The organism is Anaeromyxobacter diazotrophicus, assembly GCF_013340205.1.
In the GTDB taxonomy this organism is placed as follows: Bacteria; Myxococcota; Myxococcia; order Myxococcales; family Anaeromyxobacteraceae; genus Anaeromyxobacter_A; species Anaeromyxobacter_A diazotrophicus.
Genome location: NZ_BJTG01000006.1, coordinates 72,547 through 96,682, shown reverse-complemented (window position 1 = coordinate 96,682; position 24,136 = coordinate 72,547). Strand labels below are relative to the sequence as shown.

Genomic DNA, 24,136 nt, shown 5'->3' with positions numbered 1-24,136 from the left:
CGAGCGAAACGCCCTACAGCGGCCCCTTCTTCCAGCCCTGCCGCTTCTCCGCGGCGTAGGCCGGGAGCCGCCCCTCCTCGATCGCCCTGCGCGCTCCCGCCATGAGATCGAGGAAGTAGTGGACGTTGTGCAGGGTGTTGAGGCGGAGGCCGAGCAGCTCGCCGGCCCGGAACAGGTGGCGCAGGTAGGCGCGCGAGAACGTCCGGCAGGTGTAGCAGGCGCAGGCGGGGTCGGCCGGCCGGTCGTCGTCCTGGAAGGCGGCGTTGCGGATGGTGAGCCGCCCCTCGCTCGTGAAGAGGAGGCCGTTCCGCGCGCAGCGGGTGGGCAGCACGCAGTCGAACATGTCCACGCCGGCCAGGACCCCCTGCAAGAGGTCCTCCGGCGTGCCGACGCCCATGAGGTAGCGCGGCTTCTCGCGCGGGAGGAGCGGCGCGTCGCGCGCCACGCCCGCCCACATCTCCTCGGGCTCCTCGCCCACCGCGTAGCCGCCGAGCGCGTAGCCGGGCAGGTCGAGCGCGGCGGCCTCCTCGATGGCGCGGCGGCGGAGGTCGGGGAAGAGCCCGCCCTGGCAGATGCCGAACAGCGCCGACGCGCCGTCGCGGCGCCACGCGGCCTGGCAGCGCACCAGCCACCGCTGGGTCCGGGCCAGCGAGGCCTCGTGGTAGCTCCGCTCCGCCTTCGACGGCGGGCACTCGTCGAAGGCCATGATCACGTCCGCGCCGAGGGCCTCCTGGATCTCGATGGCGCGCTCCGGCGAGAGGAAGTGGCGCGAGCCGTCGAGGTGGCTGCGGAACTCGACGCCCTCCTCGGAGATGCGCACGAGGCCCTTCGGCGCGCTCGCCGGCTCGCCGGTGCCGCGGGGCGCCTCGCCCAGGCTGAACACCTGGAAGCCGCCCGAGTCGGTGAGGAGCGCGCCCGACCAGGCCATGAACCGGTGCAGCCCGCCCAGCCGGCGCACGCGGTCGTGCCCGGGCCGCAGGTACAGGTGGTAGGTGTTGCCGAGGACGATGCGCGCGCCGAGCTCCTCGAGGTCGCGCGGCGAGAGCGTCTTCACGGTGGCGGCCGTGCCGACCGGCATGAAGACCGGCGTCTCCACCACCGCGTGCGGGGTGACGAGCCGCCCGCGCCGGGCGGCGCCGTCCTGGGCGAGGAGCTGGAACGAGATCACGGGGCGGGTTTCGCCGCCGCGCGGCGGGATGTCAAGCGCCGGGGCGCCGCCGGCGGCGGCGCGGCCGCCCGTCAGGCGAGGAACATGGCGTCGCCGTAGCTGAAGAAGCGGAAGCGCCGGGCCACCGCCTCCCCGTAGGCGGCGAGCACGCGCTCGCGCCCGGCGAACGCGCAGACCAGCATGAGCAAGGTCGAGCGCGGCAGGTGGAGGTTCGTGACCAGCGCGTCCACGGCCTGGAAGCGGAACCCGGGCCGGATGAAGAGCGCCGTCCGGCCGGAGCCGGGGCGGAGCGCGCCGCCCTCGCACGCGCTCTCCAGGGTCCGCACCGCGGTGGTCCCCACCGCCACCACCCGGCCGCCGCGGGCCCGGCAGGCGGCGAAGGCGTGCGCCGCCTCGGCGGAGACCTCGTACCGCTCCTCGTGCATCCGGTGCTGGTCGAGGTCGTCGCCGCGGACGGGCAGGAAGGTGCCGGCCCCCACGTGCAGCGTGACGGCGGTGCGCTCCACGCCGCGCGCCGAGAGCCGCGCCAGCAGCTCGGGCGTGAAGTGCAGGCCGGCGGTGGGCGCCGCCGCGCTCCCGGGCACGCGCGCCACCACCGTCTGGTACCGCTCGCGGTCGGCCGCGTTCGGCTCGCGCCGGATGTACGGGGGCAGCGGCATCCGCCCCACCGCCTCGAGCGCCGCCCGGAGCGCCGCCCCGCCGCGGTCGAAGCGCACCTCGAACAGCCCGCCGCCCTGCGCCGCCTCGACCGCCGCCGCGAGCGCGCCGAAGGCGAGCCGCATCCCGGGCCGGAGCGGCTTCGAGGACTGCCCGAGCGCGCGCCAGCGGGCGCCCTCCTCGCCCTCCAGCGGCTCGAGCAGGAGCAGCTCGCAGCGGCCGCCGCTCTCCTTGGTCCCGAGCAGCCGCGCCGGGATGACGCGCGTGTCGTTGAGGACGAGCAGGTCGCCCGGCCGGAGCAGCCGCTCGAGCTCCGCGAAGCGCAGCTCCGAGAGCGCGGCGCCCCCGTCGCGGGGCACCACCAGGAGCCGCGAGGCGTCGCGCGGCGAGACCGGCTCCTGCGCGATGAGCTCCTCGGGGAGCGGGTAGTCGAAGTCGGAGAGGGTCACGGGGGAGCGGTCTCCTAGCACGGGGCTCGAATACGTCCGCGGCCGGGGGTCAGTACATCCTCACGATCTCGGTCCCGGGGTAGTAGCGCGCGAGGATGGCGCGGTAGTCCTCCCCCGCCTCGGCGGCGCCGGCGGCGCCCCACTGGCACAGCCCGGCGCCGTGGCCGGCGCCGCGGCCCTGGAAGACCGCGGCCCCGCCCGCGACCTTCACGTCGAAGTCGAGCGAGGGCAGCCGCTCGAACCCGAGCCGCTGGCGGAGGTCCACCGCCGAGAGCGTGACCGAGCGCCCGCGCCCCGCGAGCTCGACCCGCGCGGCCCGCCCGCTGGCGGTGCGCCCGGCGACGCGGGCGGACGCGACGGCGCCGGGGAGCCCGGCGCGCGCCCCCAGCTCCGCCGCCGGGACCCGCACCGTCCAGCGCGCCCGGGGCGAGGCGCGGCAGCGATCGCAGGCGACCGAGGCGAGGTAGGGGCGGTCGCGCCCGAGCGCGTCCGCGCCGCGCTCGGTGCGCCCGCCGCAGGTGGAGTGGAAGTAGGCCTCGATGGGCGCGTGCTCGAAGACGAGCACCTCGCCGGCGGTGGCGGCGGCGGCGGCGCGGGCGCGCGGGTCGGGCTCCCCGGCGCGGTAGACCTGGTCGAGCACGGTCGCGCCGAGGTGCCACGGCCGCCCTTCGCCGACCGCCTCCAGCTTCTTGAACACCGCGAAGGTGCGCGCCGCCACCGCCTGCGCCTGGAGCGCCGCGGGCGGGAAGCGCGCCGGCATCTCGGAGACGGTCACCGCCGCCACGTAGTCCTCGAGCGGCACGGCGTGGATCACCGCCAGCCCGCCGGGCGCGCGCCGGACCTCGAGGCCCCCGGCGAAGGTGGCCCTGGGGGCGGCGTCCACCCGCAGCGGGCCGGCCGCGTCGAGCGCCGCGCCGGCCGCGTCGAGCGGGGCGCCGTTCACGGTCAGCGCTCCGCCTCGGAGCGCGAAGGTGGCGCGGCCGGCGGCGGCCTCGGCCGCGCCCGACCCCTCGCGCAGCGGCGCGACCGTGAGCCCCGGCGCCGTCACCGTGAACGGGCCCGGCCCCACCGCCACCGCGATGCGGACCACCTCGCCGGCGCGCGCAGGGGTGGCGGCGAGGAGCGCCAGGGCGGCCAGGATGGGCCCGGCCGCGCTCCTCGCCGCCGCGGCGCGGGGGGGACGGAACCCGAGGTGCACGCGGCTACCCCTCCCCCGCGCCCTCCCGGGCCGCCGGCGCGGGCGCGCGGGACGCTTTCGCCTCCCGGAGCTTGTGCCACACGAACCAGGCTGCCGCGGCCACCAGGGCGAGCCCGATGACGAGGTCGAAGCGGTGGAAGGCGGCCTTGAGCCGCGGGTCCTTGTCCCACTGCTCGCCGAGCTTCATGCCCACCCAGGCGAGCCCGTAGCACCAGGGGTACGAGCCGACGAACGTGTACACGACGAACTTCGTCATGTTCATCCGCGCCACGCCGGCCGGGAAGGCGATGAAGGTGCGGACGACGGGGAGCAGCCGCCCCACCAGCACCACCCACTGCCCGTGGCGCGCGAAGAGCCGGTCGGCGAGGTCGAGCTCCTTGCGGGAGAGCAGCACGTAGCGCCCCCAGCGCTCGATGACCGGCCGGCCGCCGTACTGCCCGAGCCAGTAGGCGGGGATGGAGCCGACGATGCAGCCCACCGCGCCCGCCAGCGCCGCCCCGTGCAGCGAGAACTGGCCCGTGTACACGAGGTAGCCCGCGAACGGCATGATGATCTCGGAGGGCAGCGGGATACAGGCGCTCTCGATGGCCATGAGCAGCGCCACCCCGCCGTAGCCGAGCGAGGAGATGACGCCCGTCGTCCAGACCGCCAGCACCGCGATGACCTTCGTGATCACTCGACGCTCCGTCGGGCCGGGCCCGCGTGGAAGACCTCGTCGTAGGGGCAGCTGCAGTCCGCCTCGGGAGGATCGGGGTAGAGGTACCGCTCGCCGCGGTAGTTGCGGAACTCGGTGCCGCCCGGCGCCGGGCCGAGCCGGTACTCCGGCTGCAGCGTGACCTTGCCCCCGCCGCCGGGGAGATCGACCGCGAGGTGCGGCACGGCCAGGCCGCTGGTGTGACCTCTGAGCTGCTCCAGGATCTCGATCCCGCAGGCGAGCGGCGTCCGCCAGTGGCCGGTGCCCTCGGCCACGTCGCCCTGGTGCAGGTAGTAGGGCCGCACGCGCCAGGCGAGCAGGCGCTGGTTGAGCGCCGCGATGTTGCGCGCGGTCGAGTTGACGCGCCGCAGCAGCACGGTCTGGTTCTCGACCGGCACGCCGTGGTCGACGAGCCGCTCGCACGCCTCCTGCGCCTCGGGCGTGCACTCCTTCAGGTGGTTGAAGTGCGTCACGACGAAGAGCGGCTTCACGCCGCGGAGCAGCCGCGCCAGCGCGTCGTCGACGCGCATGGGGCAGGTGACCGGCGCCCGGGTGGCGAGCCGCAGGATCTCGACGTGGGGGATGGCGCGCAGCTCGCGCAGGAGCCACCCGAGCCGCTCGTCCCCCAGCACCAGCGGGTCGCCGCCGGAGACGAGCACGTCGCGAACGGCGGGGTGGGCGCGCACGTAGGCGATCCCCTCCTCGGCGGCGGCCCGGTCGAACGCGCCCTCCTCGCCGCCGGTGATGCGGCGGCGGGTGCAGTGGCGGCAGTACACGGCGCAGGTGTCGGTGACGAGGAAGAGGACGCGGTCGGGGTACTTGTGGACGACCGCGCGGCAGGGCCGGTGCCGGTCCTCGCCCAGCGGGTCGCGCAGGTCGCCGGGCGCGGCCTCGGCCTCGGCCGCCACCGGGATGGCCTGCATCCGGACGGGGCAGAACGGGTGGTGCGGGTCGATGAGCGAGGCGTAGTAGGGCGTGATGGCGACCCGGAACGCCCCGGCCGTGAGGGCCAGCCCGCGGCGCTCCGCGTCGGACAGGTCCACCAGGCGCGCCACCGCCTCCGGCGTGCGCAGCGCGTGGCGCTGCTGCCAGCGCCAGTCGCGCCACTCGGCCTCGCTCACCCCGGGAAAGAGATCGCGTCCGCTCATCTCGTCCGTCTTCCGCTCGCCCCGGGCGCGGCGCCGGAGCGGCGCGCCGTCGCTGGAGAAAAACGCGCGAACCTACGCAGGCCCTCCCCGAAAGTCAAAGCGCGCGGCCGGCGCTCGCTCGGCCGCCGGAGGCGGGTTCGCGGCGTCGGGCCGGCGAGGTACTGTGCGGCGGCGACCGGGGCGCCCGAAGCCTGCCGTCCGCGCCGGTCGATGTTATGAGTACATCGAGCGGTTCGCCGCCTCGAAGGAGCGAGCGTAACGACATGGCCACCCTTCCGGTCCTGACGGGAGAGGCTGCTTCTCCCGGGCCGTCCGCGGCCCCCGACCTGGGCGCCGGCGGCGACCCACGCCCCGTCCGCCACGTCACCTCCCGCTTCCCGCCCGGCCCGCGCTCCATCTGGAAGGGCGTCTCCGACGCGCTCTGGAACGACTGGCACTGGCAGCAGCGCGAGCGCGTCACCTCGCTCGATCGCCTGGAGCAGGTCATCCGGGTGACGGCCGGCGAGCGCCAGGCGGCCCGCGAGACCGAGGCCGAGTTCCACATGGGCATCACGCCGTACTACGCGGCGCTGATGGACCCCGAGGACCCCTCCTGCCCGGTGCGGCTGCAGGCGGTGCCCACGCTGGGCGAGCTGCAGATCGCGCCCGCCGACCTGGAGGACCCGCTGGCGGAGGAGCGGGACATGCCGGTCCCCGGCATCACCCACCGCTACCCCGACCGCGTCCTCTTCTACACGACGCACAACTGCCCGGTGTACTGCCGCCACTGCACGCGCAAGCGGAAGGTGGCCGACCCGAGCAGCGCCGCCGCCAAGAAGCAGATCGAGGACGGGCTCGGCTACATCGCCGCCCACCCCGAGATCCGCGACATCGTGGTCTCGGGCGGCGATCCGCTCTCGCTCTCCGACGAGCGACTCGACTACATCCTGGGGCGGCTGCGCGCCATCCCGCACGTCGAGATCTTCCGGCTCGGCACGCGCAACCTCGTCACGCTGCCGCAGCGGATCACCGACGACTTCGTCTACATGCTGCGCCGGCACCAGCCGGTCTACGTCAACACGCACTTCAACCACCCCAAGGAGTGCACCGCCGAGGCGTTCGAGGCGGCGCGGCGCCTCGCCGACGCCGGCTGCGTGATCGGCAACCAGATGGTGCTGTTGAAGGGCGTGAACGACGACCCGAAGACGGTGCTGGAGCTGAACCACAAGCTGCTCCTCATGCGGATCCGCCCCTACTACATCTACCAGTGCGACCTCTCGAAGGGCATCAGCCACTTCCGCACGCCCGTCGAGAGCGGCATCCGCATCATCGAGGCGCTGCGCGGCCACACGAGCGGCCTCGCCGTGCCGCAGTTCGTGGTCGACGCGCCGCAGGGCGGGGGCAAGATCCCGGTGAACCCCGAGTACGTCGTGAAGCGCGAGGGGAAGCGCTGGACGTTCCGCAACTACGCCGGCGAGACGTACACGTACGAAGAGCCCTAGCCGCAAGGCGGACGAAGTCCGCCGCGCAGCAACGTCGCGCCGCCACGCGGCGCGACCCCTCCATCGCAGCAGGAACCCCAGCCGTCGCGCCGCCACGCGGCGCGACCCGGCCATCGCAGCAGGAACCCTGTGCCTGCGACATCCGCCCGTCCGCGGCCAGTCCGCCGCTCCCCCGGCCTACCCCGCCGCCACCACCTCGATCTCCACCCGCGCCCCCTTCGGCAGCGCGGCGACCTGCACCGTCGAGCGGGCCGGCGGCGCGCCCCCGAAGCGGCGGCCGTACACCTCGTTCATCCGGGCGAAGTCGGCCAGGTCGACGAGGAAGACGGTCGTCTTGACGACGTCGGCGAACGACAGCTTCGCCCCGGCGAGCACCGCCTCGAGGTTGGCGAGCACGCGCTCGGTCTGGACCGCGATGTCGCCCTGGACGAGCTCGCCGGTGGCGGGATCGAGCGGGATCTGCCCCGAGCAGTAGAGGGTGCGGGTGCCCCCGCGCTCGACGAGCACGGCCTGGCTGTACGGGCCGATGGCGCGGGGCGCCGACGGCGTGGCGACGGTGGAATGGGACATGGCGCCAGGATAGCCCCACCGCGCCCCGCCCGCTCGCCGACCTGCGCGGCGGGCGCCGCCGCCGGCGCTAGGAGGGCACCCGCTCCACGGCGTAGAGGCGCTCGACCGAGACCACCCCCTCGATGGCCTCGATGCTGCGCATGACGCTGCGGAGCTGCTTCACCTCGCCGATGGACATCTCGAAGGTGTTCACCGCCCGCCCCAGGCCGGTGGTGCGGCAGGTGGCCTGGGAGATGTTCATCCCGGCCTCGCTGATGGTCTTCGAGATCTGCGCCAGCACGCCCGGCCGGTCGTCGGTGACCACCTTGATCGAGACCGGCCGCTTCACCTCGCTGGCGCGGATGTCCCAGGAGACGTCCACCCGGCGCAGCGGGTCGAGGGTGAGGGCCCGGTCGCAGACGCGGGTGTGGACGGTGACGCCGCGCCCGCGGGTGATGAAGCCCACGATGTCGTCGCCCGGCACCGGGTTGCAGCACTTGCCGTAGCGGACCAGCACGTCGTCGATGCCGCTGATCCTCACGCCGCCCGTCGGCCGGCGCGCCACCTTGCGGAACAGCTCGGTGAGCCGCGAGGTGGGCTCCTCGGCCGGGGCGGGCGCCGCCAGCCGCTCGGCCGGGACGAGCTGCGCCAGGATCTGCTGCGGGCCGATCTTGCCGTAGCCCAGCGCCACCAGCACGTCGTCCCCGCGCTTGTAGCCGAGCGCGGCGGCCGCCCGGTCGAGCTCGCCGCCCTTGGTGACCTTGGCCAGCGAGACGCCGTAGCGGCGCAGCTCGCGCTCCGCCAGCTCCTTGCCGATCTCGAGCGAGCGCTTGTGCTCGGCCTGCCGGATGAAGCCGCGGATGCGGGTCTGGGCGCGGCTGGTCTTGACGAAGCCCAGCCAGTCCTTCGACGGGTGGCTGCCCGGGGCGGTCAGGATCTCGACCGTGTCCCCGTTCTTGAGCGTGGAGCGGAGCGGGACGATCTTCCCGTTCACCTTGGCGCCGACGGTGTGCTCGCCCACCTCGGAGTGGACGGCGTAGGCGAAGTCGAGCGGGGTGGCGCCGCGGGGCAGGCTCTTCACGTCGCCCTTGGGCGTGAAGACGAACACCTCGTCCGCGAAGAGGTCCACCTTGACCGTCTCCAGGAACTCGGTCGGGTCGGTGAGGTCGCGCTGCCACTCGAGCAGCTGGCGCAGCCAGCCGAACTTGGCGGCGTCCTTGGCGCTCGGCCCCTCCCCGTTCTTCCCCTCCTTGTAGGCCCAGTGCGCGGCGACGCCCTCCTCCGCGATCTTGTGCATCTCCTCGGTGCGGATCTGGATCTCGATCCGCTCGGCCCGCGGGCCGATCACGGTGGTGTGGAGCGACTGGTACAGGTTCGGCTTGGGGATGGCGATGAAGTCCTTGAAGCGGCCCGGGACCGGCTTCCACAAAGAGTGGATGAGGCCCAGCGTCTCGTAGCAGTGGGCGACGTTCTGGACGATGACGCGGAAGGCGATGACGTCGTGGATCTGCTCGAAGTCCACGCTCTGCACCTGCATCTTCCGCCAGATGGAGTACAGGTGCTTCACGCGCCCGTACACCTCGCCCTGGATGCCCGACTCGTCGAGCTTGCCCCGGATGATCCCCACCACCTCGGCGATGAACTTGTCCCGCTCCTTGGCCCGCGCCTCGACCTTCTGCTCCAGCTCGGCGTAGTCGCCCCGGTGCAGGTACTTGAAGGAGAGCTCCTCCAGCTCGGTCTTGAGCCACTGGATGCCGAGCCGGTTGGAGAGCGGCGCGTAGATGTCGAGCGTCTCGCGGGCGATGCGCTCCTGCTTCTCCGGGGTCATGTGCTCGAGCGTCCGCATGTTGTGCGTCCGGTCGGCGAGCTTGACGAGCAGGACGCGGATGTCCTTCGCCATGGCCACGACCATCTTGCGGAAGTTCTCGGCCTGCTTCTCCTCCTGGGTGTTGCCGGCGGTGAACTGCGAGAGCTTGGTGACGCCGTCGACGAGCTCGGCGATCTCCTGCCCGAACAGCTCCGCGATCTCCTCCTTGGTGGCGAGGGTGTCCTCGATGGTGTCGTGGAGGAGGCCGGTGACGACCGAGGCCTCGTCGAGGTGCATCTCGGCCAGGATGCCGGCCACCTCCAGCGGGTGGATGAGGTACGGCTCGCCCGACTTGCGGATCTGCCCTTGGTGGACCTTCGCCGAGTAGACGTAGGCCTTCTTGATGAGGTCGAGATCCGGGTCGGGGTGGTAACCGCCGACGCGGTCGAGGATGTCGTTGAGTCGCAGCAAGGGGCAACCAAAAAGCCTATCTGCCGGTCCCAGAGCCGGCAAGCACGCGCGGATCCGTAATGCCCGCCGCGCCTGGGTGCCAGGCGACCCCGCCGAGAGCGCGCGGCCGGACGGGCGCGGGCGTGTTGAGCCGAGGGGGAACGTCGGAGTAGAACGGACGAGCCCCTGCCGGTGCGCCTGCCGGAGGCGGAGGCCTCTCGAACGTGCTGACGTGCAAGACCTGCGGGGTGACGATCGACGTCACGGTGGCCGCCTGTCCCGCCTGCGGGGCGGAGGTCCCGATGGCGCGGCTCACCGGGATGCTGGGCCTCGTCTGCCGCGCGTGCGACGCCTACAACGACCCGGGCGCCCGCGCCTGCGCCGGCTGCGGCAAGCCGCTCGGGGCCGACCCGGAGTCGCCCGCGGTGGCCGGCGCAGCCCCCCGCGCCCAGAAGGCGCGCCTCGTCGTCGAGCGCGGCGAGGCGCCGGCGGGCGCGTCCTTCGAGCTGCGCCCGGGCGAGGCGCAGGCGGGCCGCGCGGAGGGCCAGCTGCTCTTCCCCGAGGATCCTTGCCTGTCGCCGCTGCACGCGACCTTCGCCCTGCGCGACGGGACGCTGCTCGTGCGCGACGAGGGCGCCGCCGGCGGCGTGTTCGTGCGCCTGCGGGGGCTCACCGTCCCGCTCCGGCCCGGCCACCTCTTCGCGCTCGGCGAGCGCCTGCTCCGCTTCGGCGGCCCGCTCGCGCCGCCCGCCCCGCCCGGCCCGGACGGCACCCGCCGGCTCGGCGCGGCCCGGCCCGAGGGGCCGGCGGTGGTGATCGAGGAGTGGCTCGAGGGGGGCGCGGGCGGCCGCAGCTGGATCCGCGCGGGCCCCTCGATCACGCTCGGGCGCTCCGGCTGCTCCGTGAACCTGGGGGACGACCCGCACCTGGCGCCGGCCCACGCCGAGCTCCTGCTCGACGCCGGCGGCGAGGCGCGCCTGCGCGACCTCGGCTCGACCACCGGCACGTTCCTGCGGGTCCCGACGGGCGCGGAGCGCGAGCTCCACGACGGCGACGCGGTGCGGATGGGGCGCGAGGTCCTGCGCGTCGAGCTGGCCTGATCCTCTGGTGAAGGAGCCCTGATGGGAGCGCAGAACCCGCCGCCGTGCGTGGTGCGGCTCGACGACGTCGAGACCCTGGACTCGGCGGCGTCCGACCGGCTGCTCGCGCTGGCGCGGGAGGCCGCCACCGGCGAGCTCACCTGCTACTGCGCCAGTGGCCGGATGCAGCTCTACCTCCAGCGCGGGCGGGTGGCCTGGGCGAGCGATCCGCGGCACCAGCGCGCGTTCACCGCGCACCTCAAGGAGCACGCCCGCGTGAGGGCCGAGGACATCGAGGCGGTCGTCGACTCCTGCCGCGCCACCGGGCGGCCCATCGGCGAGACCTTGATCGAGCGCGGGCTCGCGACCGAGGCGCAGGTCCGCGCCGCGCTGCGCCACCAGATCGGGCTCGCCCTCCACATCGGCCGCTGCGCCAGCAAGGGCGAGCTCGCGTTCGCCCCCCGCAACTACGCCGACTACGACCCGCGCTTCACCTTCGGCGCCTCCGAGCTCATCGACGAGGAGGAGCGCACGGCGCGGGCGAACCCGACCCCGGCGCCGCGGCGCGAGCCCCCGGGGCGCTGACCCGGCCGGCCGACCGCTCAGGCGGTGGCCGGCGCCGTCCGCGTCCCGTCGCCGGTCCCGCCGCGCGGGGGCAGCTCCAGGTCGGGCCAGGCGCTCGAGAGCTCCCGCACGCCCCGGCACCGGCGCAGCGCGCCCTCCACCGCCGGCAGCGGGTCGGGGAAGACGAGGCGCGAGTCCCACTCGCCCGGCATGCGCGTCTCGTGCGCGAGCTGCTCGCGGGGCGGCGTGAACTGCGCGTCGATGCCGAAGCCGTTGCCCCGCGGGTCGGCCCGGTACCACCCGTACGTCGGGAGCTCGACGGCGGCGAGCCCGTGGAGCAGGAACCGGCCCTCCCCGATCGAGAGCCGCTGATAGCAGACGCCGGCCCGGACCCCCGCGCCGCGGAGCAGGGCGACGAGGAGGTGGCTCTTCGCGTAGCAGAACCCGGTGCCGGTCGCGAGCACCTCCGACGCCGCGCAGGTCACCGCGTCGTGGCCGGCGTCGCCGGTGTGCGGGATGCGGTCGCGCACCCACTCGAACATGCGCCGCGCGACCGCCTCGGCGTCGCCGCCGCCCAGCTCGCGCGCCAGCGCCGCCACGCGCGGGTGGTCGTGGTCGAAGACGGCGGTCGCGCGGAGGAACGGGTCGGCGGAGGGGCTCGCCATGCCGCGCTAGCCTACCAGCAGGACGGTGCAGCTGCGCGCGCCCTGGGCCCCGATGACGAGCGCCTGCTCGATGTCGGCCGTCTTGGAGGGGCCGGAGATGAAGAGCCCGTAGGCGGCGGGCCGCCCGGCCAGGCGGGCGTAGGCCTCGTGGAGGTCGTTCACCACCCCCGCCGCGTCCACCACCAGCACGAGGTGCTCGGCGATGACGAAGATCGCCCGGTGCGGCAGGAGCTGCGCGTCCACCCACACCGCCCCGTTCTCGGCCACCGCCAGCTCGCCCCGCAGCACGGTGAGGTCGAGCCCCTCCAGCTCGCGCGGCGCCTTCACCGCGGCGAGGTCGAGGTTCCCCGGCTCCACCTCCGGCACCAGCGAGACGACCTTCTTCGCGGCCTGGCGCACCGGCAGCTCCGCCACCGCCCGACCAGCCACGGCCAGGTCGGGGACGCGCAGGCAGGTCCCGCCCACGCCCTGGAGCGACTCGGCGAACTTCGCCGCCGGGTCGGCGAACTTCACGCCCAGCCGCGCCAGGTCGGGCCGCGGCGTCTCGCGCGGCGCGTTCCGGCGCATGGCCGCCAGCATCTCCTCACGAGCGGTCACGGTGGCTCCGGTAGAGCTGGCGGAAGGTCTGCCGCGGCATGGGGGGCAGCTCGCGCTGGCGCCCCCAGGCGTTCCAGCGCCCGTAGGCGAGGCGGCGCGGCAGCGCCGGGACGAGCCGCCGCGCGACCCAGCCCGCCAGCCGGTACAGCCAGGCGAAGCGCAGCACCGCGCCGGCCAGCTTCATCGCGGCCCGCTTCCGCCACGGCAGGAGCCCGCGCTTCACGAGCTCCTTCCGCCACGCCCAGAGCTCGTGGTGGAGGTCGATCCGCACCGGGCAGACGTCGCTGCACGAGCCGCACAGGGAGGAGGCGAACGGCAGCGTCCGGTGGCCGGCCGGGTCGCGCGCGGGCCCGAGGATGCTGCCGATGGGGCCGGGCACGATGTAGCCGTAGCTGTACCCGCCGCTGCGCCGGAACACCGGGCAGGTGTTCATGCAGGCGCCGCAGCGGATGCAGGAGAGCGAGCGGCGGAAGACGGGATCCGCGAGCTGGCGCGAGCGGCCGTTGTCCACCACCACGATGTGCAGCTCGCCGTCCGGGCGCGGGCCGTGGAAGTGCGTGGTGTAGGTCGTCACCGGCTGTCCGGTGGCGGAGCGCGCCAGGAGCCGCAGGAAGACCGCCAGGTCCTCCCGCCGCGGCACGAGCTTCTCGACGCCCATGCAGGCGATGTGCACCCGGGGCAGCGTCGAGCCCATGTCGGCGTTGCCCTCGTTGGTGCAGACGACCACGCCGCCCGTCTCCGCGATCGCGAAGTTGACGCCGGTGAGGCCCGCCTCCGCCTCGAGGAACCGCTGCCGCAGGTGCTGCCGCGCCGCCTCGGTCAGGACCTTGGGATCGCTCGCGCCCTCGGCGGTCCCGAGCTCCCGGTGGAACAGCTCGCCGATCTCCTCCTTCTTGAGGTGGATGGCGGGCAGCACGATGTGGCTGGGCGGCTCGTGGCGGAGCTGGACGATGCGCTCGCCGAGGTCGGTGTCGGTGACGGTGACGCCGCGCGCCTCGAGGTACGGGTTGAGGTGGCACTCCTCCGTCAGCATGGACTTCGACTTCACCAGCCGCGTGATCCCCCGCTCCTGCAGGATGCCGTGCACGATGGCGTTGTGCTCGGCGGCGTCGCGGGCGAAGTGGACGTGCGCGCCGCGCGCCTCGGCGTTGCGGGCGAACTCGTCCAGGTAGTCGCCGAGGCGAGAGAGCGTGTGCGCCTTGAGGCCGGCCGCCGCGTCGCGCAGCGCCTCCCAGTCCGGCACGGCGGCCGAGGCGGCGTCCCGCTTCTTGCGCACCCACCACAGGGCCTGGTCGTGCCAGTGGGCCTTCGCGTCGTCGGCCACGAACCGCGCCGCGGCCGCGGCGTGGTCCACCGTCCGCTCCAGCTCGCCGGTCGCGCTCGGGGGGGCGCTCACGCCGCCGCCTCCGCCCGATCGAGGAGCTGGGCCACGTGCAGCACCTGGAGCGGCCGGCGCTCGCGCCGGATGAGGCCGTCGAGGTGCATGAGGCACGACATGTCGACGCCGGTCACGATCTCGGCGCCCGCGCGCTCGTGGTCGGCGAGGCGGTCGCGCCCCATCATGCAGCTCACCGCCTCCTCCTGGACCGCGAACGTGCCGCCGAAGCCGCAGCACTCGTCTTGCCGCGCCAGCTCGACGAGCTGGAGGCCGCGCAGCTCGGAGAGGAGGAGCTGGACCTTGTTGAACGGCGCCACCCGGCGCTCGCTGCCGGAGCCGAGACGCAGCTCGCGCAGCCCGTGGCAGCTCTGGTGCAGCCCCACCTTGTGCGGGAAGGCGCCCTCGAGGCGGGGCAGCTTCAGCACGTCCACCAGGAACTCGCACAGCTCCCAGGTCGAGCGCTTCAGGTGGTCGAAGCCGGGCTGGCCCGCCAGGAAGCCGTCGTAGTGGTTGCGGACCATCGAGACGCAGCTGCCCGAGGGCGCCACCACGTGCTCGTAGCCGCGGAAGAGGCGCAGGAACTTCTCGGCCAGCGGCCTCGCCTCCTCGGTGCAGCCGGTGTTCGACATGGGCTGCCCGCAGCAGGTCTGGTCCTCCGGGTACTCGACCCGCACCCCGTGCCGCTCCAGCACGCGCACGGTGGCGAGCCCGACCTCGGGGTAGAGCTGCTCGATGTAGCAGGGGATGAAGAGGCCGACGGTGAGCATGGCGGGCGATCGTACACCGGATCACCGGAGGGCGTGGGCGGCCGGCCGAGCGGCCCGCCGCCCACGCGAGCTCACTTGATGGGCGGCACCGGGATCGCTCCGGTGAAGACGTAGGCCTGCAGGAGCGCGATGAGCCCGATCACGGCCGCGCCCGCCACCGAGTGCCACCAGACCCTGCGGAAGATCGGGCCCAGCGCGTGGGCGCGCTCCTTCGGATCGTCGTAGCAGGCGGCGCAGGCGACCATGATCGACTGAGCGTCGATCATCTTGCCCATGACGCCGCCCGTCGAGTTGGTCGCCACCGTCAGGATCGGGTTCAAGTTGAGCTGCTGGGCCGTGATCCGCTGCAGGCTGCCGAAGAGCGCGTTCGACGCCGTGTCGGAGCCGGTGAGGAAGACGCCGAGCCAGCCGAGGTAGGCGGCGAAGAAGGGGTACATCACGCCCGCGCTGGTGAAGGCGAGCCCGAGCACCGCGTCGGTGCCGGAGTAGCGGGTGAGGAACCCGAGGCCGAGCACCTGGCCGATGACGAGGACCGGGATCTTCATGCGGTGCAGCGTCCGGATCGTCGCCTCCTTCCACTGGGCGGCGCTGAGCCGCAGCACGAAGCCCGACAGGAGCGCGGCGACGAACACCCCCGTCCCGGCGGCCGAGAGCCAGTTGATGACGAAGCGCGCGCCCTCCGGCTTGGCGTTCACCGGCGCGACGGGCGGCATCCGCTGGACGAGGTTGTGGAGCGCCGGCATGTCCCAGCCCGGGAGCGAGAGGGTCCCGTTGAACTTCGAGCCGAGGAGCGTCGTGTCGAACTTCACGCCGGCGAAGAGGCCGTTGAGCGTCTTCTTCCACTCCGGCGCGCCCCACAGGGCGCACGCGCCGATGAGGATCGCCCACGGCAGCCAGGCGTACGCCGTCTGACCCAGGCTGTAGGGGTTGGCGGGGCCGCTGCGGTCGTGCGGCGCAGCGGCGGCCCCGGCCGCCGCCGCGGCCGCGCGCTCCGACTTCAGCAGGAAGCGCGTCTTGGGGTGCCAGACGAAGCGCAGGAACAGGGCGGTGCAGACGACGGAGAAGACGCCCGCCACCACGTCGGTCATGAGGTGGAACTCGGCCGTGCCCGACGCGAAGTACTGCATGAGGGCGAACGACGCCCCGGAGACGAGCGCCGCCGGCCAGACCTCGAAGACCTCCTTCCACGTCCCCCCTTCCATCTTCACGAACACGGCGATGAGCCAGAACGGGACGAGGAGCGACACCCACGGCAGCTGGTGGCCCACCATCGTCGAGAGCGTGAGCTGATCGAGGCCGCTCACCTGCGAGAGCACGACGATGGGCGTGCCGATGGCGCCGTACGCGACGGGCGCGGTGTTCGCGAGCAGGTTGAGCACGGCGGCCTGGAACGGGGAGAAGCCGAGCCCGACCATGACGGCGCCCGCGATCGCGACCGGCGTCCCGAACCCGGAGGTCCCCTCGATGATGGCGCCGAACGAGAAGGCGATGAGCAGCACCTGCAGCCGCCGGTCGTGCGAGATGTTGATGATCGACTCCTTCACGATCTCGAACTTCCCGGTGATGACCGTCATCGTGTAGAGGAACATCGCCCCCAGGATGATCCAGATGATCCCGAGGAAGCCCGACAGCACGCCGAGCGAGAAGGCGGAGATCGCCGAGACCACCGGCATGCTGAAGACGATGCAGACGATGACGAAGGCGGCGATGACGCCGTAGAACGCGGCGTACGGGGCGGAGATGCCGAGGTGCTTCATGCCCTGCTTGTCGCGGTGCGGGTGCAGCGCGATGAAGTAGAGCAGGACGAGGATCGGGACGGCCGCCAGCACCGTGGAGAGGAAGGCGCTTCCGGTCGGGTTGTAGTTCTGGTGGTACACGAGGTCGCTCCGCGGACGGGTTCGAGGAGGTGGGCCGACGGGTTCGGACGGGAGGCGTCAACTTACCGTGTAGCCGACATTCGAGCCTTTCGGCCGGAACACTTTCAAGGGCCACCCCATCCGGGCGGGTCACCGCAGCGCGACCGCCGCGGCGCCCCCTGTCAGCGCGTACCCGGATCGCGGGTCACGGGAGCGGCCGCGTGCAGGCGTCGACCAGGTAGACGATGGACTGGTACGGCACGCCGCCGTGCGTCGAGAGCCCGATCTCGCAGGTGCGGCTGTTGGAGAAGCCGGCCTTGCAGTCCGGAGGGAGCGCCGCGCGGAGCCCGGACAGGGCCGAGGCGTTGAGCTCGGGGGTCGTGAAGCCCTTGTCCCCCGCGAATCCGCAGCAGCCGGTGGGCGGCGCGACCACCCGCTCGGCGCAGGCCGCCGCCACCGCCTTGAACGCCCCGTCGAGCCCCATCTTGATGGCGCTGCAGGTGACGTGGATGGCCACCGTCTCCGGCCGCCGCTCGAAGCGCAGCTTGTCCATGAGGTGGGCGTGGATGAAGCCCACCGGCTCGTGCAGCCGCAGCCGGGGGTCGAGCGCGCCCTGCATGCGGTACAGGCAGGGGCTCGTGTCGCACAGCACCGGGATGCGCCCGCCGTCGGTCTTGGCGAGCAGCGCCGCCTCCAGCTCCTTCGCCTTGGCGTCGGCCAGCTCCGGGAAGCCCTTCGACTCGAAGGCGAGCCCGCAGCAGAGCCGGTCCATGGCCTCGGGGAAGAGGACGTCGTAGCCCGCCTTCTCGAGCAGGGAGAGCGTGGCCTCGTGCAGCGCCCGCGCGTCGGGGGCGCCCGCGGCCGGGCCCATGGCGCGCGCCACGCAGGCCGGGAAGTAGACCACCTCGCGGCCGCGGCCGCGCCGCACGTCCTCGAGGCGCGCCCGCGGGGAGCGGGTGGGCAGCGCCGGGGTCCACTGCGGCAGGTGGCCGAGGCTGGCGGCGCGCGCGCCGCGGGTGATCGCGCCCATGAGGCGCGTCCCGAGCACCGCGTGGGCGGCGTGCGCGGTGGCGAGCCCGGCGCGCACGCCGGCGAGCGCGCCCGCGAAGTGCGCCGCCACGTCCTCGGCCAGGTCCTCGGCGGCGGGCGTGCGGGCGTCGGCCCGCAGGCGCTTCGTCAGCTTGCCGGTGTCGATGCCGGCCGGGCAGGCCAGCTGGCACAGCCCGTCGGTGGCGCAGGTCTCGTCCCCGAGGTAGGCCCACCCAGCCTCGAAGCGCTCCAGCCGCTCCGCGCTCTCGCCGGTGGCGACGAGCCGCGCGATCTCGCGCCGGGTGACGATGCGCTGCCGCGGCGTGAGGGTGAGGTCGCGCGACGGGCAGCGCGGCTCGCAGAAGCCGCACTCGGTGCAGCGGTCGACGATCTCGTGCGCGGGCGGGAGCGGCTTCAGGTGCTTGAGGTGCGCCCGCGGATCGTCGTCGAGGAGCACGCGGGGGTTGAGGAGGCCGGCCGGGTCGAGCAGCGCCTTCACCCGGCGCATGACGCCGTAGGCCGCCTCGCCCCACTCCAGCGCCACGAAGGGCGCCATGTTGCGGCCGGTGCCGTGCTCGCCCTTGAGCGAGCCGTCGAACCGCCGCACCACCATCTCGGCCACCTCGTCCATGAAGCGGCCGTAGCGCGCCACCTCGCGCGGGTCGTCGAACCCTTGCGTGAAGACGAAGTGCAGGTTGCCGTCGAGCGCGTGCCCGAAGATGACGCCCTCGTCGTAGCGGTGCGCCAGCATCAGGTTCTGCAGCGCCACCGTCCCCTCCGCCAGCCGCTCGATGGGGAAGGCCACGTCCTCGATGACGACGGTGGTGCCGATCTTCCGGGCGGCGCCCACCGACGGGAAGATGCCGCGCCGCACGTCCCAGAGCCGCTCGAACTCCGCCTTCACGGCGGTGAAGGCGATGGGCTCGAGCGTCGGCAGCCCGGCCAGGATGGCGGCGACCTCCTCCGCCTGGCGCGCGAGCGCCTCGGCCGAGGCGGCCCGGGTCTCGACGAGCAGCGCGCAGGCGGCGGGCCCCAGGGTGGCGAGGACGGGCGGCATGCCGGGCTTGCCCTCGACCGAGCGCAGCGAGGGGCGATCCATGATCTCGGCCGCCGCCACCGGCCCCGCCTTGAGGCGCTGGGTCGCGAGCGCCGCCTGCGCGAGGTCGGGGAAGAGCAGGAGCGCGCTGGCGCGGTGGGCGTGCTCCTCGACGGTGCGGAAGGTGACCTCGGAGACGAACGCCAGCGTCCCCTCCGACCCGACGATGAGGTGCGCCAGGATGTCGATGGGGTCGGTGAAGTCGAGGAAGGCGTTGAGGCCGTAGCCGGTGGTGTTCTTGATGCGGTACTTGCGCCGGATCCGCTCGGCCAGCGCGCGGTCGGCCGCGATCTCGTCGCGGAGCCGGGCGAGTCCGGCCACCACCTCCGGTCGCGCCGCCGCGAAGGCGGCGCGCGAGGCGGGGTCGCCGGTGTCGAGGCGGGTCCCGTCGGCGAGGACGAGCTTCAGCGACTCGAGCGTCCGGTAGCTGTTCTGGGTGGTCCCGCAGCACATGCCGGAGGCGTTGTTCGCGACGATGCCGCCCACCATGCAGGCGCCGATGGACGCCGGGTCGGGGCCGATCTTGCGGCCGAGCGGCGCCAGCGCGGCGTTCGCCTCGGCGCCGATCACGCCCGGCCCGAGCGCGATGCGCGCGCCCCCCGCCTCCACGCGGCGCTCCTTCCAGCCGCCCGCCAGCACGAGCAGGATCGAGTCCGTGACCGCCTGGCCGGAGAGGCTCGTCCCGGCGGCGCGGAAGGTGACCGGCAGCGCCAGCCGCGCCGCCGCCGCGAGCAGCGCCACCACCTCGTCCTCGCGGCGTACCTTCACCACGATCTTCGGCACCAGCCGGTAGAAGCTGGCGTCGGTGCCCCAGGCCAGGGTCCGGACCGGGTCGCAGGCCAGGGCGGCGGGGGGGACCACCGCGCGCGCTGCCTCCCAGAAGCGGCGATAGGCGGGCGGCAGGGCGGCGACGTCCTCGGCGCGGGCGATGTCGTTCATGTAGGAGCGCCACGCTAGCCCCGCGCGCGGGGGGCGGCAAGGGAGGGCGCGGCGCGTTGACCGCCCCGGCGGGCGAGGGTAAACGTGCGGGTGGATGGCGAACGATCAGCGCTGCGCCGGTTGCGGCGCCCACCTCGAGCCGGCGTTCCGGTTCTGCGCCCAGTGCGGGCGCCCGGTCGCGGGCGCCCCGGTCGCGCCGCCCGCCCCGGCGCGCCGCGACACGTCGCCGCGCTCGCTCCCGGGCCAGGCGCCCGCGGCGCCGGCAGCGCCCGCCGCCCCCCAGGCCCGCCCGGCGGGGATCCCCTCCCTGAAGCTCGTCCCGGTGCGCCACGACGGCCGCGCCGGACCCGCGCAGCCGCTCCAGGGGGCCGGCGTCATCTGCGGGCGTGCCGAGGGGCAGCTGCTCTTCCCGGACGACACCACCGTCTCACCCCGCCACGCCCGGTTCACGCCGCGGGGCGACGGCGCGCTGCTCGAGGACCTGGGCAGCCTCAACGGTACCTTCCTCCGGCTGCGCGGGCCTCGCCCGCTCGCCCTCGGGGACGAGGTGCGCCTCGGCCGGCAGCTCCTCCGCCTCGAGGCGATCGCGCGCCCCGCCGCCGCCGGGACGCGCCCGTGGGGCTCGCCGGACCCGGGCTACCGGGCGCGGCTCGTCCAGCTCCTCGACGGGAGCGGGACCGGCGAGGCCTTCCCCCTCAAGGCGGGCGAGAACCTGCTCGGCCGCGAGGTGGGCGACGTCACCTTCCCGCAGGACCGCTACGTCTCGGCCCGCCACGCCCGGCTGGACGTGCTGGCGAGCGCGGTGGTGCTGGTGGACCTGGGGAGCTCGAACGGCACCTTCCTCCGCGTGGCGGGGCCGGTGCCGGTGACGGCGGGCGACCAGGTGCTGGTCGGGATGCAGCTCGTGAGGCTCGAGTAGGGCCGCCTCGCGCCCGGCGAGGACCGCCTACCCGAAGCTCTTCTCCTTCTGCTCCTGCTCTTCCTTGCAGCGGATGCAGAGGGTGGTCACCGGGCGGGCGTCGAGGCGCTTCATCGAGATCTCCTCCTCGCACTTCTCGCAGATGCCGAAGGTGCCGTTCTCGATTCGGGCCAGCGCCTTGTCGATCTTGGCGAGGAGGAACTTCTCCCGGTCGCGCAGGCGGAAGATCATCGACTGCGTGTACTCGCTCGACGCGAGGTCGATCTCGTCGGGCAGGTCGTCGGTGTCGAAGCTCGACTCCTCGGTGAGGGTCTTCTTCGCCGAGAGGAGGAGCTGCTTCTTCGACTCCTCGAGCATCGCCTTGAACCGCTTCAGATCCTTCTTGTTCAAGCGCCTTACCCTCGTTTCCGAGCCCCCGCCGGGGCTTCAAAAAGGACGGGGAAGGTAAGGCGGCGCGTCCCCCGGTGTCAAGGGAACGACCCGGTGGCCGCGGGCCCGACTTTGCTTGACTCCTCGCACCCGCGACCTGCCATGATCGCGCCCGATGGCCGAGGCCCGCTTCGACCGAGAATTCGTGCGCGCCGCGCTGGCGCTGGCGGCCCGCGGCGAGGTCGACCGGTTCCTGGTGGTGAGCGATCACCCGCTCCAGCCGCACGAGATCCGCGGCCGGCCGATCAAGCGCAAGCTCGTGTACGCGGTCACCCGGGACGCGCTGGTCTCCCAGCTCGCCAGCCGCAAGTACCAGGCGGTCGCCATCCCGCCCTACGACTACTCCCGCGTCGAGAAGATCAAGGTGGCGCTGGTGGCCTGCCAGTCGGAGGGGCTGCTCAAGGACGGCGACACCATCCTCGCCCTCGCCGGCGGCGGGCCGGAGCGGAACCTCGACACGCTGGTGCGCATCCGCCTGGGCGACGAGGACGACGAGCCCATCCGCGTGGACTCGCTCGACCTCGGGCCGGAGTTCAGCTCGCAGGTGGTGGAGAACCTGCTCCACGTCGCGATGGAGATCGGGGCGCAGGGCTACGAGGGCCACCCCACCGGCACCATCCTGGTGATGGGCGACTCCACGGCGGTGATGGAGCAGAGCCGGCAGCTCACGCTCAACCCGTTCGCCGGGATGAGCGAGGCGGAGCGCAACTGCATGGACCCGCCCATCCGCGACGCCATCAAGACCTTCGCCGTGCTCGACGGCGCGTTCGTCATCCGCGAGGACGGGGTGGTGCTCTCGGCCGGCCGCTACCTGCAGGTGTTCTCGAAGGACGTGAAGCTCCCCATCGGCCTCGGCGCCCGGCACAGCGCCGCCGCGGCGGTGACGCGCGCCACCAAGGCGGTGGCGGTGACCGTCTCCCAGACCACCGGCACGGTGCGGTTCTTCAAGGGGGGCGAGATCGCGCTCGAGCTGCACCAGACCGCGCGAAGGATCTGAGGGTGCGCCGCGGCGGCCGCGCCGCCCCGGCCGTGCCGCACCGCGCCCGCGCGCGCACGAGGCGCCATGGCGGAGCGCCGCCACCGCTCTACAGGCCAGCGCGCGCGCTCCCCGGGGGCCGGGCCCTGGCGCGGCACGCGGGGGCGAGCGCGCACTGCGCGCAGCGGGCGGGGTCGCGCCGCAGCGGGCAGGCGCCGCTCATGCCGAGGTGGCACAGCACGAAGTCGAAGCGCACCGGGTCGGCGGGGTCGAGGAGGCGCAGGCCGGCCGTGATCTCCTCGGCGGTGCGCCAGCTCATGTCCTCGCGCCGGGTGAGGCCGAGGTGGCGCGCGATGCGGGCCACGTGGGTGTCGAGGGGGACGAGGAGCGCGGCCGGCGGGACGCCGCGCCAGACGCCCAGGTCGATCGCGTCCGGCCCGCGGACCATCCAGCGCAGGTAGAGGTGCCACCGCTTGCAGGCGCCGGCGAGCCCGGCGTCCGGCAGGAGGTGGGCGAGGCCGCGCGGCCCTCGCCGCGCGAGCAGCGCGCGCGCCGGCGGCGCCTCCCGCAGCTCGCGGGCGAAGCGCGCCAGCGCCGGCCGGAGCTGGCCGCCCTCCCCGGCGAGCAGCGCCGCGAAGCGCGCGCCCAGGCTGCCGTGGAGGAGGCGCAGGTGACCGGCGGCGGCGGCCAGCGCCGCCACGTCCTCGGGGAGGTTGAAGCGGTAGCGGAAGCCGGCGAAGGCACCGGGGCGCGGGGCGCGGGCGAAGCGGTCGCAGAAGCGCGCCGGCGACGGCCCCATCTCGCCCAGCACGCGCTCGAGCTGCGGCTTGAAGAGGTCGGCGCGGCCGTAGGCGAGCGCGGCCGCGAAGAGCCCGGCGACCTCCTGGTCGGCGGGGTCGGCGTGCCGCCGCGGCAGCTCGACCGGGTCGAACCCGAGCCGCGCCCGCTTGTCGAACCCGCGCTCGAGCTGCTCCAGGAGCGGCAGGAGCGTCCGGGCGCGAGCGGGGGAGATGGGCCGGGAGGTGCCGCGCGCCATGGCCCTCCCCTAACCGCCGGGCGCCGCGGATCCCTTCCGATCCTTCTCCAGCTCGCGGACGAGGTGCGGCAGCTCCGGCGCGACGAGCTTCTCCCACGCCAGCCGCACCGCCGCCGTCGAGCCCGGCATCGAGAAGACCGCCGCGCCGCGCCAGACCCCCGCCACCGCCCGCGACATCATGGCCGCGGCGCCGATCTCCCCGAAGGAGAGCATCCGGAAGAGCTCGCCGAAGCCGTCGAGCCGCTTCTCCAGCAGGCCCGCCACCGCCTCGTACGTCCGGTCGCGGGCGGCGATGCCCGTCCCGCCGTTGACGAGCACGGCCTGCGCCCCCGCGGCGTGCGCGGCGGCGAGCGCGGCGCGGATGGCCTCCGGCTCGTCCTTCACCACGCGGTAGAGCACCACCGGGTGTCCGGCGGCGCCGGCCTGCGCCCGCAGGTAGGCGCCGCTCGCGTCCTCCGCCTCGCCGCGCGTGTCGGAGGCGGTGATCACCGCCAGCCGGACCTGCCGCGGCCCTTCCCTGCGGTGCTCCTCGTGGCCCATGGCGACTCCTCTCCTCTCAGCGGCCGTCGTCCGGCGCCGGGACGGTGAGGTCGCCTCGCAGCGCCTCCACCCGGGCCGCCACCGCGGCGCGGTCCGGGGCGTCCGGCGCGAGCGCCAGGTAGGCGCTGTAGGCCTGGATGGCGCGGGCGCGGCGGCCCAGCGCGCTCGCCGCGTCGCCCGCGGCGCGGTGCGCGAGCGGCAGCTCCGGCGCCAGCTCGGCGGCGCGCTCCGCGTACGCGAGCGCGGCCTGGTGCGAGCCGTGCCGCTCCAGCAGCAGCGCGGCGGCGGCGAGCCCCCCGCCGTCGTCCAGCTCGAGCCGGCGGGCGCTGCCGAACCCGTCCGGCCGCAGCACCACCCCGAGGCGCGTCCCGGCCAGCTTCGCGCCGTCGCCCTCGCGCTCGGCGGGGACGAAGCCCGGCGCCCGGAAGGTGAAGCGGTAGTGGTGCGCCGGGTCGGGCACCGGGATGGCCCGCGCCCCGGCGCCGAGCGGGGCGCCGTCCACGGTCACCGCCACCTCGCGCGGCAGGACCTCCAGGAGCACCTCGGGCGGCGGCGCGTCGCGCCAGGGCTCGCGGCGGGGGGAGGCGCAGGCCAGCGCGAGCGCGGCGAGCGCGAGGGCGGTCGGGGTGCGGAGCGGCGGCGTCATGTGGAGGCGCAGGGTATAT

General features: G+C 74.3%; 22 protein-coding genes. 5 read left to right on the top strand and 17 right to left on the bottom strand.

Going from position 1 to position 24,136, the window contains the following annotated elements; genetic code table 11:
• Positions 1 to 13: 13 nt before the first annotated feature.
• From tgt to HWY08_RS13375, 5 genes are all read right to left on the bottom strand, one after another.
• A complete protein-coding gene (tgt, locus tag HWY08_RS13395; protein ID WP_176065987.1) occupies positions 14 to 1,168 on the bottom strand; it encodes a tRNA guanosine(34) transglycosylase Tgt in 1,155 nt (384 codons plus the stop codon).
• A 71-nt stretch (positions 1,169 to 1,239) separates the two neighbouring features.
• Positions 1,240 to 2,274 (bottom strand): tRNA preQ1(34) S-adenosylmethionine ribosyltransferase-isomerase QueA, encoded by a 1,035-nt coding sequence (gene queA / locus HWY08_RS13390; RefSeq protein ID WP_176065985.1) that lies wholly within the window; start codon positions 2,272 to 2,274, stop codon positions 1,240 to 1,242.
• 49 nt (positions 2,275 to 2,323) lie between these two features.
• Entirely contained in the window at positions 2,324 to 3,472 is a 1,149-nt protein-coding gene (locus tag HWY08_RS13385; RefSeq protein WP_235969623.1) for a SpoIID/LytB domain-containing protein, read from the bottom strand.
• 4 nt (positions 3,473 to 3,476) lie between these two features.
• Positions 3,477 to 4,148, bottom strand: coding sequence for a DedA family protein (locus HWY08_RS13380; protein ID WP_176065983.1), 672 nt, complete (start codon positions 4,146 to 4,148; stop codon positions 3,477 to 3,479).
• Positions 4,145 to 5,314 carry a KamA family radical SAM protein gene (locus HWY08_RS13375; protein WP_176065981.1) on the bottom strand — a complete coding sequence of 390 codons (1,170 nt, stop codon included), beginning with the start codon at positions 5,312 to 5,314 and terminating at the stop codon, positions 4,145 to 4,147. Before HWY08_RS13375 ends, HWY08_RS13380 begins: the two co-directional genes overlap by 4 nt.
• A 263-nt stretch (positions 5,315 to 5,577) precedes the next feature.
• Between HWY08_RS13375 and HWY08_RS13370 the strand changes: the two genes are divergently transcribed.
• On the top strand, positions 5,578 to 6,795 hold the full coding sequence (locus HWY08_RS13370; protein WP_176065979.1) for a KamA family radical SAM protein: 1,218 nt from the start codon (positions 5,578 to 5,580) through the stop codon (positions 6,793 to 6,795).
• 177 nt (positions 6,796 to 6,972) lie between these two features.
• On the opposite strand, the gene HWY08_RS13365 is transcribed toward HWY08_RS13370, so the two are convergent.
• Together HWY08_RS13365 and HWY08_RS13360 are read right to left on the bottom strand one after the other, a co-directional pair.
• Entirely contained in the window at positions 6,973 to 7,365 is a 393-nt protein-coding gene (locus tag HWY08_RS13365; RefSeq protein ID WP_176065977.1) for a RidA family protein, read from the bottom strand.
• Between the two features lie 67 nt (positions 7,366 to 7,432).
• Positions 7,433 to 9,622, bottom strand: a complete 2,190-nt coding sequence (locus tag HWY08_RS13360) for a RelA/SpoT family protein (protein ID WP_176065975.1) — start codon at positions 9,620 to 9,622, stop codon at positions 7,433 to 7,435.
• 203 nt (positions 9,623 to 9,825) lie between these two features.
• On the opposite strand from HWY08_RS13360, the gene HWY08_RS13355 reads away from it, so the two are divergent.
• Positions 9,826 to 10,701, top strand: coding sequence for a double zinc ribbon and FHA domain-containing protein (locus HWY08_RS13355; protein ID WP_235969622.1), 876 nt, complete (start codon positions 9,826 to 9,828; stop codon positions 10,699 to 10,701).
• 21 nt (positions 10,702 to 10,722) lie between these two features.
• Positions 10,723 to 11,265 carry a DUF4388 domain-containing protein gene (locus HWY08_RS13350; RefSeq protein WP_176065973.1) on the top strand — a complete coding sequence of 181 codons (543 nt, stop codon included), beginning with the start codon at positions 10,723 to 10,725 and terminating at the stop codon, positions 11,263 to 11,265.
• Between the two features lie 17 nt (positions 11,266 to 11,282).
• On the opposite strand, the gene HWY08_RS13345 is transcribed toward HWY08_RS13350, so the two are convergent.
• The 6 genes from HWY08_RS13345 to HWY08_RS13320 form a co-directional block, all read right to left on the bottom strand.
• The gene (locus tag HWY08_RS13345) at positions 11,283 to 11,909 is read right to left on the bottom strand and encodes a transglutaminase-like domain-containing protein (RefSeq protein WP_176065971.1); all 627 of its coding nucleotides are present in this window, start codon (positions 11,907 to 11,909) and stop codon (positions 11,283 to 11,285) included.
• A gap of 6 nt (positions 11,910 to 11,915) precedes the next feature.
• Entirely contained in the window at positions 11,916 to 12,506 is a 591-nt protein-coding gene (locus tag HWY08_RS13340; protein WP_176065969.1) for a LutC/YkgG family protein, read from the bottom strand.
• Positions 12,493 to 13,902, bottom strand: coding sequence for a lactate utilization protein B (locus HWY08_RS13335; protein ID WP_235969621.1), 1,410 nt, complete (start codon positions 13,900 to 13,902; stop codon positions 12,493 to 12,495). The genes HWY08_RS13340 and HWY08_RS13335 overlap by 14 nt, the downstream gene beginning before the upstream one ends.
• A complete protein-coding gene (locus HWY08_RS13330) occupies positions 13,899 to 14,651 on the bottom strand; it encodes a (Fe-S)-binding protein (RefSeq protein WP_176065967.1) in 753 nt (250 codons plus the stop codon). The genes HWY08_RS13335 and HWY08_RS13330 overlap by 4 nt, the downstream gene beginning before the upstream one ends.
• A 71-nt stretch (positions 14,652 to 14,722) precedes the next feature.
• Positions 14,723 to 16,528 (bottom strand): L-lactate permease, encoded by a 1,806-nt coding sequence (locus tag HWY08_RS13325; RefSeq protein ID WP_176065965.1) that lies wholly within the window; start codon positions 16,526 to 16,528, stop codon positions 14,723 to 14,725.
• A 184-nt stretch (positions 16,529 to 16,712) separates the two neighbouring features.
• The gene (locus tag HWY08_RS13320) at positions 16,713 to 19,571 is read right to left on the bottom strand and encodes an FAD-binding and (Fe-S)-binding domain-containing protein (RefSeq protein ID WP_176065963.1); all 2,859 of its coding nucleotides are present in this window, start codon (positions 19,569 to 19,571) and stop codon (positions 16,713 to 16,715) included.
• A gap of 94 nt (positions 19,572 to 19,665) precedes the next feature.
• On the opposite strand from HWY08_RS13320, the gene HWY08_RS13315 reads away from it, so the two are divergent.
• The gene (locus HWY08_RS13315; RefSeq protein WP_176065961.1) at positions 19,666 to 20,490 is read left to right on the top strand and encodes an FHA domain-containing protein; all 825 of its coding nucleotides are present in this window, start codon (positions 19,666 to 19,668) and stop codon (positions 20,488 to 20,490) included.
• A 27-nt stretch (positions 20,491 to 20,517) separates the two neighbouring features.
• Here HWY08_RS13315 and HWY08_RS13310 read toward each other — a convergent pair whose 3' ends face one another.
• Positions 20,518 to 20,880: a TraR/DksA family transcriptional regulator gene (locus tag HWY08_RS13310; protein ID WP_176065959.1), complete on the bottom strand. Its 363-nt coding sequence runs from the start codon at positions 20,878 to 20,880 to the stop codon at positions 20,518 to 20,520.
• A gap of 154 nt (positions 20,881 to 21,034) precedes the next feature.
• Between HWY08_RS13310 and HWY08_RS13305 the strand changes: the two genes are divergently transcribed.
• Positions 21,035 to 21,916 (top strand): DNA integrity scanning protein DisA nucleotide-binding domain protein, encoded by an 882-nt coding sequence (locus tag HWY08_RS13305; protein WP_176065957.1) that lies wholly within the window; start codon positions 21,035 to 21,037, stop codon positions 21,914 to 21,916.
• 88 nt (positions 21,917 to 22,004) lie between these two features.
• Here the strand turns inward: HWY08_RS13305 and HWY08_RS13300 are convergent, their stop codons facing one another.
• From HWY08_RS13300 to HWY08_RS13290, 3 genes are read right to left on the bottom strand one after another with little or no spacing between them, the layout of a single operon-like run.
• A complete protein-coding gene (locus HWY08_RS13300; RefSeq protein ID WP_176065955.1) occupies positions 22,005 to 22,931 on the bottom strand; it encodes a TIGR02757 family protein in 927 nt (308 codons plus the stop codon).
• A 9-nt stretch (positions 22,932 to 22,940) separates the two neighbouring features.
• Positions 22,941 to 23,471 (bottom strand): MogA/MoaB family molybdenum cofactor biosynthesis protein, encoded by a 531-nt coding sequence (locus tag HWY08_RS13295; protein WP_176065953.1) that lies wholly within the window; start codon positions 23,469 to 23,471, stop codon positions 22,941 to 22,943.
• Positions 23,472 to 23,487: 16 nt separating this feature from the next.
• Positions 23,488 to 24,117 (bottom strand): tetratricopeptide repeat protein, encoded by a 630-nt coding sequence (locus HWY08_RS13290; protein ID WP_176065951.1) that lies wholly within the window; start codon positions 24,115 to 24,117, stop codon positions 23,488 to 23,490.
• Between the last annotated feature and the right edge of the window lie 19 nt (positions 24,118 to 24,136).